General features: G+C 66.7%; 13 protein-coding genes and 1 pseudogene. 5 read left to right on the plus strand and 9 right to left on the minus strand.

The features are described from left to right. Positions 1-101: 101 nt before the first annotated feature. Positions 102-455 carry a hypothetical protein gene (locus HHX40_RS19500; RefSeq protein ID WP_182881743.1) on the plus strand — a complete coding sequence of 118 codons (354 nt, stop codon included), beginning with the start codon at positions 102-104 and terminating at the stop codon, positions 453-455. 736 nt (positions 456-1,191) lie between these two features. On the opposite strand, the gene HHX40_RS19505 is transcribed toward HHX40_RS19500, so the two are convergent. Beyond that, entirely contained in the window at positions 1,192-2,022 is an 831-nt protein-coding gene (locus tag HHX40_RS19505) for an AfsR/SARP family transcriptional regulator (protein WP_182881744.1), read from the minus strand. Between the two features lie 435 nt (positions 2,023-2,457). On the opposite strand from HHX40_RS19505, the gene HHX40_RS19510 reads away from it, so the two are divergent. Further along, positions 2,458-8,469: a DNRLRE domain-containing protein gene (locus tag HHX40_RS19510; RefSeq protein ID WP_182881745.1), complete on the plus strand. Its 6,012-nt coding sequence runs from the start codon at positions 2,458-2,460 to the stop codon at positions 8,467-8,469. A gap of 107 nt (positions 8,470-8,576) precedes the next feature. Beyond that, the gene (locus HHX40_RS19515) at positions 8,577-9,428 is read left to right on the plus strand and encodes a hypothetical protein (protein ID WP_182881746.1); all 852 of its coding nucleotides are present in this window, start codon (positions 8,577-8,579) and stop codon (positions 9,426-9,428) included. A gap of 381 nt (positions 9,429-9,809) precedes the next feature. Here the strand turns inward: HHX40_RS19515 and HHX40_RS19520 are convergent, their stop codons facing one another. The 5 genes and pseudogenes from HHX40_RS19520 to HHX40_RS19540 all read right to left on the minus strand — a co-directional run bounded on the left by HHX40_RS19520 (position 9,810) and on the right by HHX40_RS19540 (position 13,754). After that, positions 9,810-9,959 carry a hypothetical protein gene (locus HHX40_RS19520; RefSeq protein WP_182881747.1) on the minus strand — a complete coding sequence of 50 codons (150 nt, stop codon included), beginning with the start codon at positions 9,957-9,959 and terminating at the stop codon, positions 9,810-9,812. A gap of 224 nt (positions 9,960-10,183) precedes the next feature. Then, the gene (locus HHX40_RS19525) at positions 10,184-10,672 is read right to left on the minus strand and encodes a DUF932 domain-containing protein (protein ID WP_182881748.1); all 489 of its coding nucleotides are present in this window, start codon (positions 10,670-10,672) and stop codon (positions 10,184-10,186) included. Between the two features lie 19 nt (positions 10,673-10,691). Beyond that, the gene (locus HHX40_RS19530) at positions 10,692-11,798 is read right to left on the minus strand and encodes an IS110 family transposase (RefSeq protein ID WP_310738192.1); all 1,107 of its coding nucleotides are present in this window, start codon (positions 11,796-11,798) and stop codon (positions 10,692-10,694) included. 232 nt (positions 11,799-12,030) lie between these two features. Further along, positions 12,031-12,474: pseudogene (locus HHX40_RS38255) on the minus strand (DUF932 domain-containing protein); the annotation flags it as partial. Between the two features lie 311 nt (positions 12,475-12,785). Then, complete coding sequence (locus HHX40_RS19540) at positions 12,786-13,754, minus strand: NAD(P)-dependent alcohol dehydrogenase (protein WP_259403751.1); 969 nt, start codon at positions 13,752-13,754, stop codon at positions 12,786-12,788. 59 nt (positions 13,755-13,813) lie between these two features. Between HHX40_RS19540 and HHX40_RS19545 the strand changes: the two genes are divergently transcribed. Next, positions 13,814-14,473 carry a TetR/AcrR family transcriptional regulator gene (locus tag HHX40_RS19545; RefSeq protein WP_220499342.1) on the plus strand — a complete coding sequence of 220 codons (660 nt, stop codon included), beginning with the start codon at positions 13,814-13,816 and terminating at the stop codon, positions 14,471-14,473. Here the strand turns inward: HHX40_RS19545 and HHX40_RS19550 are convergent. Further along, positions 14,470-15,411: an alpha/beta fold hydrolase gene (locus HHX40_RS19550; RefSeq protein WP_182881750.1), complete on the minus strand. Its 942-nt coding sequence runs from the start codon at positions 15,409-15,411 to the stop codon at positions 14,470-14,472. The genes HHX40_RS19545 and HHX40_RS19550 overlap by 4 nt on opposite strands. A gap of 61 nt (positions 15,412-15,472) precedes the next feature. On the opposite strand from HHX40_RS19550, the gene HHX40_RS19555 reads away from it, so the two are divergent. Beyond that, on the plus strand, positions 15,473-16,420 hold the full coding sequence (locus HHX40_RS19555) for a helix-turn-helix transcriptional regulator (protein ID WP_182881751.1): 948 nt from the start codon (positions 15,473-15,475) through the stop codon (positions 16,418-16,420). 187 nt (positions 16,421-16,607) lie between these two features. On the opposite strand, the gene HHX40_RS19560 is transcribed toward HHX40_RS19555, so the two are convergent. Continuing rightward, positions 16,608-17,759, minus strand: coding sequence for a glutathione-independent formaldehyde dehydrogenase (locus HHX40_RS19560; RefSeq protein ID WP_182881752.1), 1,152 nt, complete (start codon positions 17,757-17,759; stop codon positions 16,608-16,610). Positions 17,760-17,815: 56 nt separating this feature from the next. After that, on the minus strand, positions 17,816-17,986 hold the full coding sequence (locus HHX40_RS19565) for a hypothetical protein (protein WP_182881753.1): 171 nt from the start codon (positions 17,984-17,986) through the stop codon (positions 17,816-17,818). Between the last annotated feature and the right edge of the window lies 1 nt (position 17,987).

Below are 17,987 nucleotides of genomic sequence, written 5' to 3' on the forward strand. Positions count from 1 at the left end.
CGGTGATCAGCCCGCACCACCACCACGTCACTGCTGAGCCGCCCCCACCACGGCCCAGCAACGGTCGCCCATTCCCTAAAACACCAGTTCGGAGGTTACTCATGTCCAAATTCATCACGCTCGACGCCGCCCTGCTCACCGTCGTCACGGTCTCGTCCCCTGCCGTCGCCGACGGCCCCGGCTGGAGCGACGGCGACAACCGGTACGGCTACGTTGAGGTGAGCGCCGACCGCAAGCACATCACCGTCTGCGACAGCTACGCCGACAAGACGTCCGTTTACGCCGAGTACGCCACCACGTACCTGCTCAAGCACACTGTGCAGGACGAGAAGGGCGGGGACCGCAAGTGCGGCGAGGACAGCGTCGTCCTGGGGACGATCACCGTCTTCAAGATCTGCTTCCAGACCAACCACGTCAGCCTCCACTGCAAGAACTCCGTCTGGATCAAGCGGTAGCTGAGGCGGCCGCTACAGGTCCGTCCTGCTAGCTGATCTGTTGCCAGCGGCGAGGAAGAGATGGACCGGCGAGGGGAGCTGCTCCAGAGAGCGGCTCTGAATGGCAACCTCGCCGGTCCGGCGGTTGAAAACCCGCAGAGGAGTCCTCGCCCGTCATCGTACGATCCGCGATCTATCCACTATGTCTGGAAGAACGACTCTCATCGTGTGCACCCCGCCGAAGGACTCCGCACGTCCTTTGCCCATCGAGCTCATCGATGGCCCCACCGGCCTGCTCTACCTCGTGCCGTACGCCCCGCTCACCCTCGACGACTGCGAGGCGCTGTCCGCGATCCTCACTACGCGGGTTGCGGCAGTCCGCAAGCACTTCGAGGAACCGCAAGCCGCAGGACGTTCGGACCAACAGGAGGCACCCGGAATCGGACCTGATGGTGCTCCTGCTTCTATGTGACCCCGGGTCCTACTAAGCGTAGGCTAGTCAGGACCGCTCTCACCGTTTTCTTGGTCGATTTCAGTGAGGCAGGTCGGGGGCCGGCCCCTTCAGGGCCCGGCCCTCTCCATATGGCGCGGGCCTCTCTCTGGTGCCTGCCGCGCGCACCGACGCCCGCGATAAGCGGGGGCCAGGGCCGCGTCGCCATCGCCGAGTTCGCCTGGCAGCCCTCCAGTGGTGGGCGCGAGCCATGTCCTCATGATGGATATTGGTCATCCGATCGGCCCTAGCCCGTTGTCTGAGGGTCTATCCCGTATCGAGTCGGCGCCGTAGCGGATTCCAGTTCTTGGACTCGTGGGGAACAGACGAATTGGCCCCGTAGATAACCGTCCTAGCACGTTCCATCATCATGTGCACGGTTGATTCTGCGTTGATTCTGCTATCTTCAAGTAGTATTTGCTGCTGTAGCTCACGCAAGGCGGACGTTGGCTCCAAGCCGACTTGCATGACCAAGCTGTTGCGAAGATCCCGATAGACTTCAAGTGCATCGGCTCGTCGGCCATCCCGATAAAGTGCGGTCATTAACTGTGCATGGGGTCGCTCTCGTAGGGGATTCTTTGCTACCCAGGTCTTAAGAGGGCCGATTATCTCGCGATGGCGCCCCAGGGATAGTCGAGCTTCAAATAGATCTTCTGTCACTAGTCGGAAACTCTCACGTAGACGCTCGGCCCACAGGGAGAGCTCTTTGTCTAGATTGATTCCATGTAGGGGATCGCCGCGCCAGAGACGTGTCGCAGCGTCCAGGGCGGTGGCTGCCTCGTAGAGATCTCCCCGATTGAGCGCCTTGCGGCCATCTATGGCGTAGTTTTCGAACAGGTCTGCATCCAACTGGCTGGGGGCAACCGTAATCACATAGCCGTCCGTTTGAGTGGCTATGGGGACCCCAAATCGGCGCAATCGTGTGATGTATGTCTTGAGATTGCTTGAAGCCGACCTTGGTGCATGGCTATGCCATAGGTGCTCGACAAGCCAGTGCTTTGGTGTGCAGGTGTTTGCATTAAGAAGGAATAGCGCCAGTAAATGGCGAAGCTTGCCGTTGCCGATATCGACGCTCTGGCCGGCCGTGTCCTCCATCATGAGTGGTCCCAGCACCTCAAATAGCACAGACAGCCCCCATGTGGCAAGAGTGCGAACTATGTGAAGCTTCTGACTGAAATCTTACCAATCGTCCTGATCGTGCTGCAAGAAGGAAATGGCCAGGTAAAAAAGCGCGTAGGAGTCCGGCACATTATCAATGTGCCGTGAATGTGCTGCTCGATCGTACTGTGCGCTCCGTAAGCCTTAGTAGGACAACAGGCCGGAGTGAGAATGACGTTCCTGCAGGTCAGGCACAGGTACAGACACGCAAGAATCACAGGCGGCGTACTCGTCGCCGTCCTGGCGATGTCAAACCTGGTTGCTCCGACAACCGCCTCTGCTACCACAGTTACGAAGGAAGCCCCACCGACACCTGTTAGCGAGCGGCCCGATGCGACGTCGGCGGCGCTGTCGGCTCGGTTGCAGAATTCACCGGTGGAGGACCTGTCGGCGCGTACGGAGGACTCGACGACGGTCTATCTGCCGGACGGGTCGGCGAGGACGGAGATCTTCGCGGGTCCGGTGCGGGTGAAGCAGAACGGCGCGTGGACGCCGGTGGACACCACGCTGGTGGAGCGGAACGGCCATCTGGAGCCGAAGGCGGCAGCGGCCGGGGCGCAGGTGGAGATCTCGGCCGGGGGCAGCGGCCCGCTGGCCGAGCTGGTCACGGGGTCGGGCAAGGACGAGCACCGGATCGGCGTGCGTTGGCCGACCGCGCTGGGCAGGCCGCAGGTCTCAGGCAACACCGCGACGTGGGCCGACATCGCGCCCGGCGCGGACCTGGTGGTGCAGGCGCAGCCGCGCGGGTTCGTGCATTACGTGGTGCTGAAGCAGAAGCCGACCGCGCCGGTGGAGATCCGGCTGCCGGTCGAGCTGGCCGGAGCCGATCTGTCCAAGGACTCCAGGAACCGGCTGAAGCTGGTCGACAACGCCGGCAAGGGCAAGGGTGACCTGGTCGCCGCGGCGCCGCCGCCGCACATGTGGGACGCGGCGGCGGCCGACTCACCGGACGCGGGTAAGCGGTCGGAGGTCGGCTCGGCGATCGAGAAGGGTTCCGACGGCCCGGTCCTGGTGCTGAAGCCGTCGATGGACTTCCTGAACGCGCCGGACGTGACGTACCCGGTGACGATCGACCCGTACATGCAGATGACCCTGCAGACCGACACGTTCGTCTCCGACGACTACCCCAACTCGGCGACGTCTGCGACCTGGTTGCACGTGGGCCGGTTCGGGTCGGGGACGAAGACCGCGCGCACGTACCTGCAGTTCAAGCTCGGCGGCCTGGTCAGCAAGCACATCATGAACGCCGACCTGTACCTGTCGAACTACAAGGCCAACGCCTGCGGCGGCGTGGCCGCCGGTCTGGGCATCCGGGTGAAGCGGGTCACCTCCGCCTGGTCGTCGTCCACGCTGACGCAGTCGAGCCACCCGACCTCGACCACGACCGGGATGGTGGACAACACCAGCCAGGCCTATGGGTATGACTCCAGCTGTCCCGAGCACGACATGTTGTGGTCGATCGAGGACATCGTGCAGTACTGGACCGACCACCCGGCCGAGAACTACGGCCTGCAGGTCCGGGCGGTGTCGGAGACCCAGGCCACCAACTGGCGGATGTACCGCTCCTCGGAGAACACCGTCGGGGCGGACGGGCCGCGGCTGTCGATCCAGTGGAACTCCTACCCGACCGTTCCGCACCACCTGACCGTGAACCCGAGTGCGGGTGGCACGAACGGCGGCACGTTCGTCACCTCGCTCACCCCGACGTTGACCGGCATGGTCGGGGACGGGGAGTGGGACACCGAGACGATCAGCTTCTATCTGGAGCACGACCCGGGCTACCCGGCCGAGGGCACCGGCGGTGTGTGGACCGGCAGCGTGACCGGGATCCTGCAGGGTGAGCTGGGCACGGTGAGCGTCCCGTCGGGCAAGCTGGTCGACGGCTACCACTACAGGTGGCGGGCGATCGGCGACGACGGCACCGACTACTCCCGCGACTACTCCTCCTACCGGTACTTCACCGTCGACATGACCGCTCCGGCCGCGCCGACGATTTCCTGTCCGGACTACGCCTCGGGGGTATGGACGGCGAAGGCGTCCGCTCCGGTGACCTGCGCCCTCGACACCACCTCCGCCGACGGCGCGGGCTACTACTGGGGCCTGGACGACGCCTCGGCTCCGAGCCTGGTCGAGGACAACGACGGCGGCGGCGACGCCAAGACGATCACGATCGACCCCGCCCAGGGCTGGCACACGCTGTCGGTCAAGGCCCGCGACATGGCGCTGCGCACCTCCACGGTGACCACCTACAGCTTCGGCGTGGGCGCCGGTGAGGTCACCGCGCCGCTGGCCGGCGACCGCACCCAGGCCGCCGTCACGCTGGGTTCCCGCGCCGCACCCGGCGCCACCGGGGTCCGCTACGAATACAAGGCCGACGTCAGCGGCTCCGGAACGTGGGCGGCGATCCCGGCGGCGCACGTCACCGTGCCGGGGTCGGCGACCCCGATCTCCGGCTGGCCGTACACCACCGTGACCACCGGGACCAGCGCGGTCTTCGGCTCGCTGTACTGGGACGTGACCGCCACGATGGCCGCGGCCGGGCGTGGCGACGGCCCGGTGCAGGTGCGCGCCTGCTTCGTCAAGACCGCCGGCGAGGCATGCTCCGACCCCGTCGAGTTCACCCTGGAGCGGACCGCCTTCGGCTCCTCCTACGCGATCCAGCAACTCGGCCCTGGCATGGTCTCGCTGCTGACCGGTGACTATTCGGTCTCCGCCACGGACGTGTCGGCGTTCGGGTTGTCGGTCTCGCGTGGCCACACCACCCTGGCTCCGGGCACCGCGTCGGGGGCTGCGGGCGTCTTTGGCCCCGGCTGGAGGGCGTCCTTCCCCGGCGGATCCTCCGACGTGTCCGGGATGAAGTTCGAGGATCACTCCGGCGCCGGGTACGTGCTCTTCATCGGCACCGACGGGGCGACCGAGACCTACACCGTCGAGCCGGACGGCACCTACAAGGGCATCTCGGACGCGTCCGACGGCTCCACGGTGACCAAAGACTCGGCTACACAGTTCACCCACACCGACACAGAGGGCACGAAGACCGTCTTCACCGCCTCTGGCGGCGCGTGGACTGTCACGTCGATCGACGAGGCGGGAAGCGAAGACACCACCGCTTATACCTACGACTCCTCCGGGCGGGTGAGTCGGATGCTGGCCCCCGTTCCCGCCGGGGTCACCTGCACCACCCTGGTCGTCGGCTGCAAGGCACTCGACCTCACCTACGCGGGAAGCACCACGGCGAGCGGCGTTTCCAGCGGCTGGGGTGACTACACCGGCCTGGTCAAGTCCATCTCCTACACCGCCTACGACCCCGCCACCTCGGCGATGAAAACCACCACCCTCGCCGCCTACGCCTACGACTCCACCGGGCACCTGCGCACGGTGACCGACCCCCGCACCAATCTGACCATCACCTACTACTACAACGCCGCGGGCCGGATCTCGCAGATCACACCTGCTGGCCTGAACCCCTGGCGGGTGAACTACGACACCTCCGGCCGCCTGGCGGACGTCCAGCGCGAGGCCGGTGCCACCGACATCGTTCAGGCGGTCTCCTACGGAGTGCCGATCAACTCGCCCGTCGACGTCACCGGCGCTACCGCCGCCACATGGTCGCAAACCACCGGCCTGCCCCGCACCGGTGCTGCGGTCTTCCCCGCATGGCACGTGCCCTCCCAAGCCGGCGACGGGTCCTACGCCCCGGTGGCGGCCGACTACCCGTACGCGGGGCTGACGTACATGGACGTCAACGGCCGCGCTGTGAACTCTGCGATGTACGGCACGGGGGCGTGGCAGGTCTCGGCGACCCGCTACGACGACAACGGCAACATCATCTGGGAACTGCCAGCGGGAAACCGGGCCGAGGCCCTGGCGCCCACGTCCTCGACGGACGCCTATGTGGCGGGGCGCGTCAGCAGCGCCGAGCGTGCCGACCTGCTGGCGAACGTCACCGCATACAACGACGACAGGGATGTTCTCAGCAGCGACGGCCCCGCCCACCAGGTGATGCTCGCCGACGGCACGCTCGTCTCCGCCCGGCAGCACACCGACTACACCTACGACGAAGGCAAACCCGACCCCGGCACCGACTACCACCTCGTGACCACGACAACGGTGAAACCCCTGGTCGTCAACGGCGCAGGAACGGCCAGCGCGGCCGACACCCACACCGAGAAGACCGGCTACGACCCCATCGTGTCAGGCGACCCCTCCGGCTGGGACCTGTTCCAGCCGACCAGCCAGAAGACCGTCGTCTCCGGTGGTACCGACATCGTCCGCAAGGTCCGGTACGACGACGCCGGGCGCCAGATCGAGCGGCGCATGCCGTCCTCGTCCGGCACAGACGCGGGCACGAACACGACGACCTACTACACGGCCGCCGCCAACTCGTCCTACCCCACCTGCGGTAGCAAGCCGCAGTGGGCCGGGCTCGTCTGCCGCACGGCCGCCGCCGCCAACCCCTCCAGCGGCGGCACCCTGCCCGTCACCACGGTCACCTACGGCTACTGGGGCCAGACCGCCCAGACTGTGGAGACGTCGGGGTCGGCGACCCGCACGTCGACGGTCGCGGTCGACGCCGCAGGCCGCACGAGCCAAACCAGCGTCACAGAGACCGGCGCGAGCAGCACGGCGCTGCCGGACCGCACCTACACCTACGACAACGCGACCGGATTGCAAACCGGCGTCACCGCCGGCGGGGTCTCGGTCACGACCACCTACGACGCGCTGGGCCGGGCCTACTCAACCACTGACGCCGACGGCAATATGGCGACGACCACTTACGACACGGTCGGTCGGGTGGCCTCGGTCAACGACGGCAAGGGCACCTACACTTACACCTACGACGGCACCGACGCCGCCGGGAAGACCGAGCGGCGCGGTGTGCCCACGGGAATCGCGGTCTCCACCATCGGCTCCTTCGCCGCCGCCTACGATGCCAGCGGCAACCTCGTCAAGCAGGTGTACCCGAACGGCCTGACCGCCACCAGCACGTGGGACGACACCGGCAAACAAACCGGCCTGACCTACTCCAAGTCGGGCACGACCTGGCTGGCATTCGCCGCGACTCCGGACGCCGACGGCCGGACGGTGGAGACAACCGGGCCGAACGGCAGCCAGCAGCGCTACACCTACGACACCGCCGGACGCCTGACCAAGGTCGCCGACACCTACAACCTGGCGTGCGAGACCCGCACCTACGGGTTCGACGTGGACACCAACCGCACCTCCCAAGCGAGCTACCCGGCCGCCGACGACGGCTCCTGCTCCACCTCAACAACCCCGACGACCGCAACCCACACCTTCGATTCGGCCGATCGGATCACCGATTCGGGATACTCCTACGACGCCTTCGGCCGCACGACCGCCGTCCCGGCGGGATCCACGGCCAACGGCGCGGCGGTCACGGCCGGCTACTACGCGGGCGACATGGTCAGGACCCTCACCCAGGCGTCCACGACCAAGACCTTCACCCTCGACCCGCTCGGCCGTATCCGCCAGACCACGTCCTCGGCCGGCACCCAGACCAACCACTACACCGGTGGCGGCGACTCTCCGGCCTGGATCGGCGAGGCCAACGGCAGCTGGACCCGCAACGTCACCGCGTTCACTGGCCTGTCGGCGACGCAGACCAGTGGCGGAACACTCACTCTGCAGCTTACGAACCTGCACGGGGATGTCGTTGCGACCTGCGCTGATAGCAGTAGTGCCACGGGAGTGGACAACTACGCGGAGCAGACAGAATATGGCATGGATCGCACGGGCAACACGAGCGACCGCTATGAATGGCTGGGAGGAGCCCAACGAGCCAGCGACACCGTCGCGGACATCATTCTCATGGGTGCCCGCCTCTACAACCCCGCCGTCGGCCGTTTCCTGTCCGTCGATCCCGTTGTAGGCGGCAACGCGAACGCTTACGAGTACGGGTTCGGCGATGCTGTGAACCACTACGACACCAGCGGTCTTGAGTCCGGCGACGGGAAATGCAACACCAAGTACACCTACTGCGACTTCACGGTCACCGCAGAGATTGGTTTCTTGTTCGACCGTTACAAAGTCAGTCAGTCCTTCCGGTTCTACTTCAATAAAAAGAAGAGGAAGGTCACCAGTTTCAAGGCTTACAAGATTGCTCTCTACGGTACCAGGCGCTACTCGATCGTCAATTCGGATGTCATGAGCCGCGGCGCCTATGCGTTCAGCACATGGGGCTCGGGGAGTGGATACTACTACAAGTCGATCGTCTACCTGGCGAGCGTGACGCAGGGTGGGTCGATCACCGCACCAGGTGGGCTCGGAGGGGGAATGAACGATCGCACCGATTATGAGCAGGTCCGATTCCGTGTCTACGCCCACGGTGACGGAAGTTACCACTGGACGTGGGTCCACGACTGACATAAGAATACAATGACGCCGACGCTCCGCCCGTCTCGGGCGGAGCGTTCCGGCGAATTCGACCCGAGGTTGGCGTACCCGGCCTCATATCACTGTTTCGGAGGATCATGAACGCCGTTCGCGAACGTCGGTTCGGGCTGGCGGCCGTCTATGCGGCTGTCATATACCTTTTGCTCGTCTTTCTCTTAGTGGCCAGCGCTCTCTCCTCGGGTCAGGACGCCATCGCTCAACTGGTGCGGCTCACCTTTCCCGTCTCAGCCGTGACTTTCTATGTTCTTCCGATCAATTCCTCTCCCGTGATATCGGTACCTGTGCTTTTGTTGGCCCTCGTTGCGCAGGTGTGGCTGCTATGGGTAGTGATACGCGGGCCTGTGGCGAGAGGGGAGGAGGCGGGCGCGGGTACAGATTTAGGTGTGCGAGTCGTCCGCTGGGGCCTGTATACGTTCGCCGCGGCCGCATTCTTGAACCAACTTGTGCGCCTTCCTTCCAACGTGTCGGTCTTGCTCGGCGTGCTCCTGGAAGGGTGGCTCGCCTTAGGATTCTTCCGTCTACTGCCTCGGGAATTTCGTTTTCACCGCTTATTTCTGGTCGGTTCAGGTATGGTTGCCGCAGCCGCCACGTTTCTCCGTGCGCTCACATTCCCCTTCGGCCCGCCGGTGGTGTTGGATGTGGTGAAGCTGCTCCAGTTCGTAGGCTTCGTGTGGCTGGCGTCGGTCGTCGTAGCGCAGATGCGCGACAGGCGATGGTCCACTCCCACGATATCGCTGGGTTGGGTCGCGGTTCTGCTGGGTGCTGTCGCCTTCTCCCTCGACAACTTATTCGACTTCGGTCTCCCAGACCCGCCGTTTTTTACCTTGGGGCAGTTGCACGTGTTGGCGAGCATCCTTTGGGCAGTGCGATCAGCGCATGAGCTCGTGGCGGTTCACCAGGTAGAGCACGACGGCTTGAAGACACCATGAAAGGCCGAAGGTGGCCATCCCGGCAAACGCGGGGTCGCTGACAGGTAAGGCGGCGAACAACTCGTCCAGGCGGTATGGGCTCGTGCTGCCTTCATTACTTCGCAGTCCACGCTCATTGAGTATGGTTCGCGACCATACTCGCAAAACACGAATGATCGCTTAAAAGGGGCGGACCTGTACAAGTGCCGCTGCATTATTGAGTTGGCGGTGTATTTCAGGTCTCGCTGTGGAGATAGGCCTGCAGCAAGGTGAAGCCTGGCATGGTGTGGTGTGGGTGGACCCCTACGGTGAAGACTTCCGGGTCGTCGAAAACGGGTTCCCTGTTAGGGCGGCGGGCGTAGGGGACTCGGCCGTAGTCGACGCCGTCGTCCTTGTCGCAGCTCATCCACGTGATGGCTTCTTGCTCGCCTTCACCTGCGGTACGGCGAGCACCCACCGCGTTGCGCCGATCTCGTGGGCCTTGGCGGCGGCTCGCGTCTCGAAGGCGGCGGCCGTCGCCTCGTCGCGCAGATAGTCATAGTCGCTAAGCACAAGCCGAATGATCCCCATCTGGGACGACGATGGCGGGGCAGTCGCGAGCGACGATGCTCTTCTCCAACCGAGAGACGACGTCGTCGAGCAGAGCCGCTGTCTTGTCGTTCATCTCGCACCCCCGGGCAGTCGCCATCTCTGATCCTGCCCGATGAGGTCTCGCTCGGATGCGCAATGTCTCGTACGGCCCGCACGCGAGATGGCGGGCCGTACGAGGTGGGCGGTCAGGCGGAGGGGGACAGGGCGGGGCGCCCGAGCACCTTCTCCAGCATCCGGGTGGTCTCGCGGTCGAGGTCGTCGACGCCGCCGGTGACCGTTCGAAGCGCATTGCGCTCCGCGCGGCAGGCGCCGCGGACGGTCTGCTCGTGGTGCACGTAGGTGTTGACGGCCTGCATGACACCCCAGCCCGAGCCGGCCCAGGGCGAGACCCGGTCGTCGTGGCGCCACATCCGGTTGAGGACTTGGCGCTTGTTCTCGGCGAGGCTCCGGGAACGTCCCCGCTCGTCGGGCATGGGCGCGAACTCGTCCAGGAAGGCGGCCCACTGGCGATCGCTCACGCTCGTCTCACATAGCCGCTTGACCTGCTCGGCGAAGTCGTCGGCGACCTGGTAGACGATGTTGAGCGCGTCCCGTGCCTCGTTGAGGCGCAGCTTGGAGTGTTTCGAATGCTTGATCTTCACCTGCTGGCCGTGCTCGGCGAGGCCGGCAGCCATCGTGATGCCCCTATGTTCGTCAAGCGGCTTGCGTCAGCTCGGCCCCATTGTGCTTTGGTCGAACGAGGTGGTAAACTTCGCGGGCGACGTAGTACTTGAGGCACCTGATGATCTCGCGTCGGGTTTTGCCCTGGCTGGTGCGTCGTTCCAGGTAGTCACGGGTGGATTCCTGCCTGCGCAGGCGGGTCAGCACGATCCGGTACAGGGCGGCGTTGGCCTGCCGATCGCCGCCGCGGTTGAGCCGCAGCCGCTGTGTCTTCCCCGAGGACGCTTGCACCGGGCTCACGCCGCAGAGCGCCGCGAACGACGCCTGGCTACGGACCCGCTCAGGGTTGTCGCCCATCGTGATGAGCAACGTGGCGGCGCTGTCGGGGCCGACGCCGGGGCGCTCCAGAAGCTGTGGGGTGTGCTCGAGCACTGCCGCGCGCAGCTGCTTTTCCAGCTCGTAGGCTTCCGCGCTCAGCTGCCGGATACGACGGGCCAGCAGCCGCAACGTGTGGACCGCTGCAGCGAAGGCGGGTGTGCTGGCCGGGGAGGGGTCGGGCAGCTCGGCGCATGTGCGGATCAGCGTTTTGGTGCCCAGGCCGGCCAGCGACTCGCGCAGGGTGGGGTCGGCGTTGACCAAGACGGCTTTGAGCTGGTTGATGGCCTGGCTGCGGGACTTGACGGCTGAATCCCTGGCCAGCTTGTAGATGCGCATCGCCTCGACGTGTCCATCACCGGCCTTGTGCACTGCGGTGGCCTGAGCGGACAGCACCGCGCGAGCGGCGGCCTCGGCGTCGACCGCATCGGTCTTGCCGCGTCGGCGACGCAGGGCCTTGTTCGGCTGATGGACTTCGACCACCTGCACGCCTTCGCCGCGCAGATACCGGGTCAGCGCGGCGCCGAACGATCCGGTGCCCTCTACTCCGGCGCGCCTCACCTGTCCGAACGTGCGCGCCCACGCCAGCAGCCCGCGGTAGCCGTCCGCCGTCGCCGGAAAGGACCGCGCGTCCAGCAGGGTGCCGAGGTGGTCCAGCACCGCTGCCACGTGCACGTCTCTGTGTGTGTCGACGCCCAGAACCACTGTCGGGCTGTTGTGGGGATCGGTGTGGTCGGGCTGTGCAGGGTGCGTAGTAGTGGCCACCGGTCTCGCTCCTGGTCCTCACACTGGCTGGGGGTAGCACCGGGCCGATGGGAGCGGTCAGAACTGTGACGGTGCCAGCTTCGGCTAAGGCCCCTATTGGGACACGTCCCGTCGGCCGCAGTACCGCAAGCACCACCTCAGACCAGGTCGACAGATCACTATCAGGGCACCACGGCCAGTTGTCACACGGGTCAGACCGGATCCGAGGCGGTACCCCATGATTCTCACAGTTGTCGCACACCACGTTCGTGACGACTCTCTTGAAGGTGGTCGCCAGAGAGCCGTCGAATGAGGTCGCCCAGATGAGGTGCGGCCGGAACTCGACGCCTTCAGGGGTGGTGATGTTCTCGGGTACCTCCACCGAGACCCAGGCGACCGCTCCCCCCTTGAGAAGCCCGGCCGATCCGGCGGCAGCGGCGGAAGCTCCAGCATCGCGGCGAGGTCGGCGGCCAGCCGGTCGGCGGGCCGGCACTCGATGCGGCGGTGATGACGCTGGTTGGCTCGCTGCAGCCAGGCGGTCATCTGGGCGTTGAAGTCGGCCGGGCCGGTGAAGGACCTGCCGGCAAGAACGAGGTCTCCAGGTAGCCGTTGGCGCGCTCGACCAGCCCTTGGCCTCCGGGTCACCAGGCCGGCACTGGATGACCTTGATGCCCAGGCAGCCGCGGAAGGCGTTCATCGCCTCGGTCAGCTGCGGGCGCCCGCCCCGCCACGGGCCAGTTCGAACACCTGTCGTCGTTGCCTGATAAGAGGTCCCAGGTTCAAGTCCTGGTAGCCCCACCACGAATCACCAGCTCAGAGGCCAGTTCCCAAGACCAGGGACCTGGCCTTGTTTGACCGTCATTTGACCGTCGCACTGTTCGTCACGACCGGGCACCGACGCGTTCAAGTGAGTCTCTGGCGGCATCTGATCGAAGTAGCCGTCCTCGTTCCCGACGGCGGCGCTGCGGTGGACGTTCGGCGTGTCCGGCGACGCGCGCCGTACCGTTCTCAGGCGATCCGTACGACGACCTTGCCGCGTACGCCGCCCTCCTCCAGTGTCCGGTGTGCCTGGGCGATGTCTTCGAAGGGGAAGACCGTGTCCACGACCGGGCGGATGGCGCCGCTGTCCACGTACCGGGTGAGGTCGGTGAAGAGCCGGGTGGTGGGGTTGCCGCTGAAGAAGCGCACCCGCCGCCGCCCGTGAACGGCCGAGGCGGCGATGTACGCCAGGGACGCCGCGATCCTGCGGTGGTCGAAGGCGATCGCCACCATCCGGCCGGACGGCGTCAGCAGGCGTCGGAAGGCGGCGTGCTCGGTGCCGGCGGTGTCCAGGATCACGTCGAACCTGCCCAGGTCCGCCGGGGCGACGGCGGCGTAGTCGTACGCCTCGTGCGCGCCGAGGTCGCGGACGAGGTCGAGGCTGCGCGCCCCGGCGAGGGCGGTGACGTGGGCGCCGAGGGCCCGGCCGAGCTGTACCGCGACGACGCCCACGCCGCCGCTGCCGCCACGGACGAGCAGGCGTTCGCCCGGCCTGAGCGCGGCCAGGTCGCGCAGCGCCGTGATGGCCGTCGTGCCCACCGGGAGCGCCGCGGCCGTCACCAGGTCGAGTCCCGCCGGGGCCGGGGACAGACGGCGGGGGCGGATCGCCACATACTCGGCGGCGCTCCCGAACGTGCGTCCCAGCACGCCCCACACCCGGTCGCCTGCCTTCGGGCCGGTCACCCCGGGGCCGAGGGCGACGATCTCGCCGGTGAGGTCGATCCCGACCCGTTTCGGGAAGCCCCGCTGCATCAGCCCGGTCACCAGGCGCAGCCGGCCCGTCCGGCCGTGCACCTCGCCGCCGTTCACGCTGACGGCGTGCACCCGCACCAGCACCTGTCCGGGGGCGGGGACCGGCTTCGGCACCGTGCCCACGTACAGCTCCTCCGGCGGTCCGTACCGGTCGAACAAGGCCGCGCGCATCTGATTCGTCTCCATACGGGAGACGCTAGCTCGATAACCGGATGGGCCCGTCCACTTACGCTAATGTGAGAAATATGGCTGATCATCCCTCTCAGTTGGCGTCGGCCAAGGAGCTGCGGGCGGACGCGCGGCACAACCGGGTGCGCATCCTCGACGCAGCGCGGGAGACGTTCGCCGCGCGCGGTCTGGACGCGCCGATGGTGGCCATCGCCCGTCGCGCCGGGGTCGGGGTGGCCACCCTCTACCGGCGGTTCCCGTCCCGCGAGTCCCTGATCACGGAGGTGTTCAGGGACGAGCTGGCGGCGTGCGCGTCGGTCGTGGACGACGCTCTGGCCGACCCGGATCCGTGGCGAGGGTTCTGCGGGGCGATCGAGAAGGTGTGCGCGATGCAGGTCGCCGACCGGGGGTTCACCGACGCCTTCCTCACCGCGTTCCCGGACGCGATCGACTACGAGCGCACGCGGTTGCGGGCCGAGCGGGGCTTCGCCGAGATGGTACGGCGGGCCAAGGCCAAGGGCCGGCTGCGGGCCGACTTCGACGTCGCGGACCTGGTGCTGCTGCTCAGGGCCAACTGCGGCCTCGTCGCCGGTGCGGGGGAGGGGGTGGAGGCGGCGTCGCGGCGGTTGGTGGCGTACCTGCTGCAGTCCTTCGGCGCCGGGAACGCCGAACCGCTGCCGCCGGCACCGCCGCTCACGCTCGGCCAGATGATCCAAACCCTGAACACGAGACGTTAGGCGTCATCCCGCTTGTCCAGCCAGTTGAGAATGGCCTGGTTTGTTTCTTCGGGTTTTTCCTGCTGGATCCAGTGGCCGCAGTCCAGGCGGACCACTTCCACGTTGGGCACGAACTCTGCCAGGTTTTCCGACCTCGCGACCGGGTCCCGGTCGCCGTAGATCACGAGGGCGGGCTGGTGGATGATCGGGTCCACGTCCGCCAGGAGGCGCCAGTTGCGGTCGAGGTTCCTGTACCAGTTGATGCCGCCGGTGAATCCGGATGTTTCGAAGGCGGAGACGAGGACGGCCAGTTCGCTGTCGCTCATGATGGGTTCGCCAAGGGGTGTTTGCGCTCTGGCGAGGTTGATCAGTGCCATGCCCGGCTGAGGCTCCGGCGGCGGCTGGTTCTTCCGGTACAGGTTGCGGAGGAACTGGGCGGTGTTGTCTTCGAATACGGCGTCGGCGACGCCCGGCTGCCGGTTGAAGTGGACGAAGTAGAAGTCGCCGCCGAGCATGTCTTCCATGAACTCGATCCACGGCTTTTCCCCGCGCTCCTGGTAGGGCAGGCTCAGGTTGATCACCTTGTCCACACGGGTGGGGTGCAGCAGGGTCAGGCCCCAGACGACGAACGCGCCCCAGTCGTGGCCGATGAAGGTGGCGTCTCGGTATCCGTAGTGGTCCAGGAGCGCGACGAGGTCACCCGACAGGTGTTCGATGTCGTAGTCCGTCACCTCGGCCGGGCGGGAGGAGTTGCCGTAGCCGCGCTGGTTCGGGGCGATGACGTGGTAGCCGGCCGCGGCGAGGGCGGGCATCTGGTGGCGCCAGGTGAAGGCGTGGTCCGGCCAGCCGTGGCAGAGCACGATGGGCCTTCCCGCGTTCTCTCGGCCCGCTTCGAAGACTTCGAGTTCCACACCGTTGACCGGAATGAGGGTGGGCTTGGGGAAATCGGTTGAGGTCATGGCGCCATCCTGACGCCGAAACCGGTCACCTCATGACCGGTTTGTGTGGGAGTTTATGGGCGTGCGAACCGACCGGCTGGTGGCCGTCCTCCTCATGCTGCAACGGCGTGAGCAGGTGACAGCGGCAGAGGTCGCCCGGGAACTGGAGGTCTCCGAGCGCACCGCCCGCCGCGACCTCGACGCCCTGGCCATGGCCGGGGTGCCCGTGTACTCCTCGCAAGGACGGGGCGGCGGCTGGCGCCTGGTGGGCGGCGCCCGTACCGACCTGTCCGGGTTGACCGCGGGTGAGGCCCGCGCCCTGTTCCTGGTCGCCGGCCCGGCCTCGGCCGCGACCCCGGCCGTGAAAGCAGCCCTGCGCAAACTCGTCCAAGCCCTGCCGGAACCCTTCCGCGCCCAAGCCGAAGCAGCAGCATCATCCTTGGTCATGGACCCGCGACGATGGGGGTCGAGCCGGGTCGAGCACCGACCACCTCGCTTCCTCGACGACCTCCAGGACGCGGTGATCCGCGGCGTCCAGGTGCGGCTCGGCTATGTCGATAGCAAAGGTGCCGAAACAGAGAGGACCGTCCACCCGCTGGGCATCGTCGCCAAAGGCCCGGCGTGGTATCTCGTCTCCCACACCGAGACCGGCCGACGGACCTTCCGCATCGACCGCGTGACATCCGCCGACCCGACCGGCGATCCCGTGCACCGGCCCGAGGACTTCGACCTCGCCGAGAGCTGGCGGGAGATCGCCGACGAGATCGACCGCAGACGAACACCTCTGGAGGCCCAGGCCGTCTGCGCGCCCCACGCCATAGGCATTCTCCGGATCGGGTTCGGCGACCGACTCGAAGTCGGGGGCACCACGACCGACGGACGCATCGACGTCGTGATCCGCGGCCACGACGACTACACCCTCGCCGGCGAACTCGCCGGGCTGGTCGAATGGCTCGAAGTGACCGGCCCCCTGGGTGTGCGAGACCACCTGGCCTCGATCGGCAACGCGCTCGTCGAGCGATACGGCTGACGCCGGCAGGGGCGCTCAGCCCACGTGCTGAGCATGCTCGACGAGCATGATTCGATCGCGGGAAGGTACTGCCCGCCCTGTCCGGCTAACGCCAGCAGCCGGCTCTTGCGCATGTCGCCGATGTCCTCTGCCGGCTCCCCCTCACTGCCAGCGGTCGGACCGCGGGGCCGCGGCCCCCACGGGAGGGTCAGGCGATGCCGGCGGGATGCAGGACGACCTTGGTCCAGCCGGGATCCCGCCGGTCGAAGTGCTCGTAACCGCCGGGCGCGTCGTCCAGATCCAGCTCGTGTGAGACGATCCACGACGGCCGGGCCTTCCCCTGGTGGATGAGGGTGCAGAGCTGCCGGTTGTAGTTCTTGACGTTGCACTGGCCGTTGCCCATGGTCTGGCCCTTGAACCAGAACATCCCGTAGTCGAAGGCGATCTCGCCCTGCTTGTAGAGGTCGTCGGGGCTGCCGGGATCCGTGGGAATGAACACGCCCACGACCCCGATCGTCCCGGCGAACCGCACCGACTTGACGAGGTTGTTCAGCGTCATGTTGGGATGCTCGTGCCCCTGAGGGTCGTGCGCCTGGTAGCCCACGCACTCGCAGCCCCGGTCGGCGCCCCTGCCGTGCGTGAGCTCCATGACCTGGTCGACCGGCGACGTCTTGGAGTCGTCGATCGGGATCGCCCCGATCTCCTCGGCCTTGGCCAGCCGGTCCGGGTGGCGGTCCACGACCATCACCGTGCCCGCGCTCTTGAACGTCGCGGAGTAGGCGGCCATCAGGCCGACCGGCCCCGCCCCGTAGATCACGACCGAGTCGCCGGCCTGCACACAGGCGAGCTGGGTCGCGTGCCATCCGGTGGGCCAGATGTCGGCCAGCATGACGTAGTCGCTCTGCCTCTCCCGCGCGTCGTCCGGCAGGACCAGGCAGTTGAAGTCGCCGAACGGCACGCGCAGCAGCTCGGCCTGGCCGCCGTTGTACGGGCCCATGTCCGCGAAGCCGTAAGCGGCCCCGTCCACCCCCGGCTCCGGATTGGTGGTGAGGCAGAAGGCGGTCAGGCCTCTCTCACAGTTGGCGCAGAAGCCGCACGCGACGTTGAACGGCACGCAGACCATGTCGCCGACGCGAACGCGTACCACTCCCGGCCCCACCTCGGCCACCTCGCCGAGGTTCTCGTGGCCGAGGACACGGCCCGGCTCCAGGTCGGTCCGGCCTTCGTACATGTGCAGGTCCGACCCGCAGATGTTGGTCGTGGTGACACGGACCAAGACGTCGGTGGGCGTCTCTATCCGCGCGTCCGGCACGTTCTCGACGCCGACCTGCCGGGGTCCTTCGTATACGACTGCCTTCATGATGTCCTCGCTTCTAGAGCAGCAGCTCGAAAACGCGGATCACGCGTTCCCACTGCTCAGTCCTCCGCGACCTCGGCGAAGTCCTCGTCCCCCGCGTCCACCACCCAGGGCAGTGACTCGCGGCACTCGCCGCAGCGCGGGACCCCGGCACCCGCCCGGGGCACGCGGTTGTTGCGCCCGCAGTGCGGGCACCGGACGACGCTCGACTCCACGACCTTCGGCGGCATC

The organism is Microbispora sp. H10949 (assembly GCF_014161435.1).
GTDB classification, from domain to species: Bacteria; Actinomycetota; Actinomycetes; order Streptosporangiales; family Streptosporangiaceae; genus Microbispora; species Microbispora triticiradicis.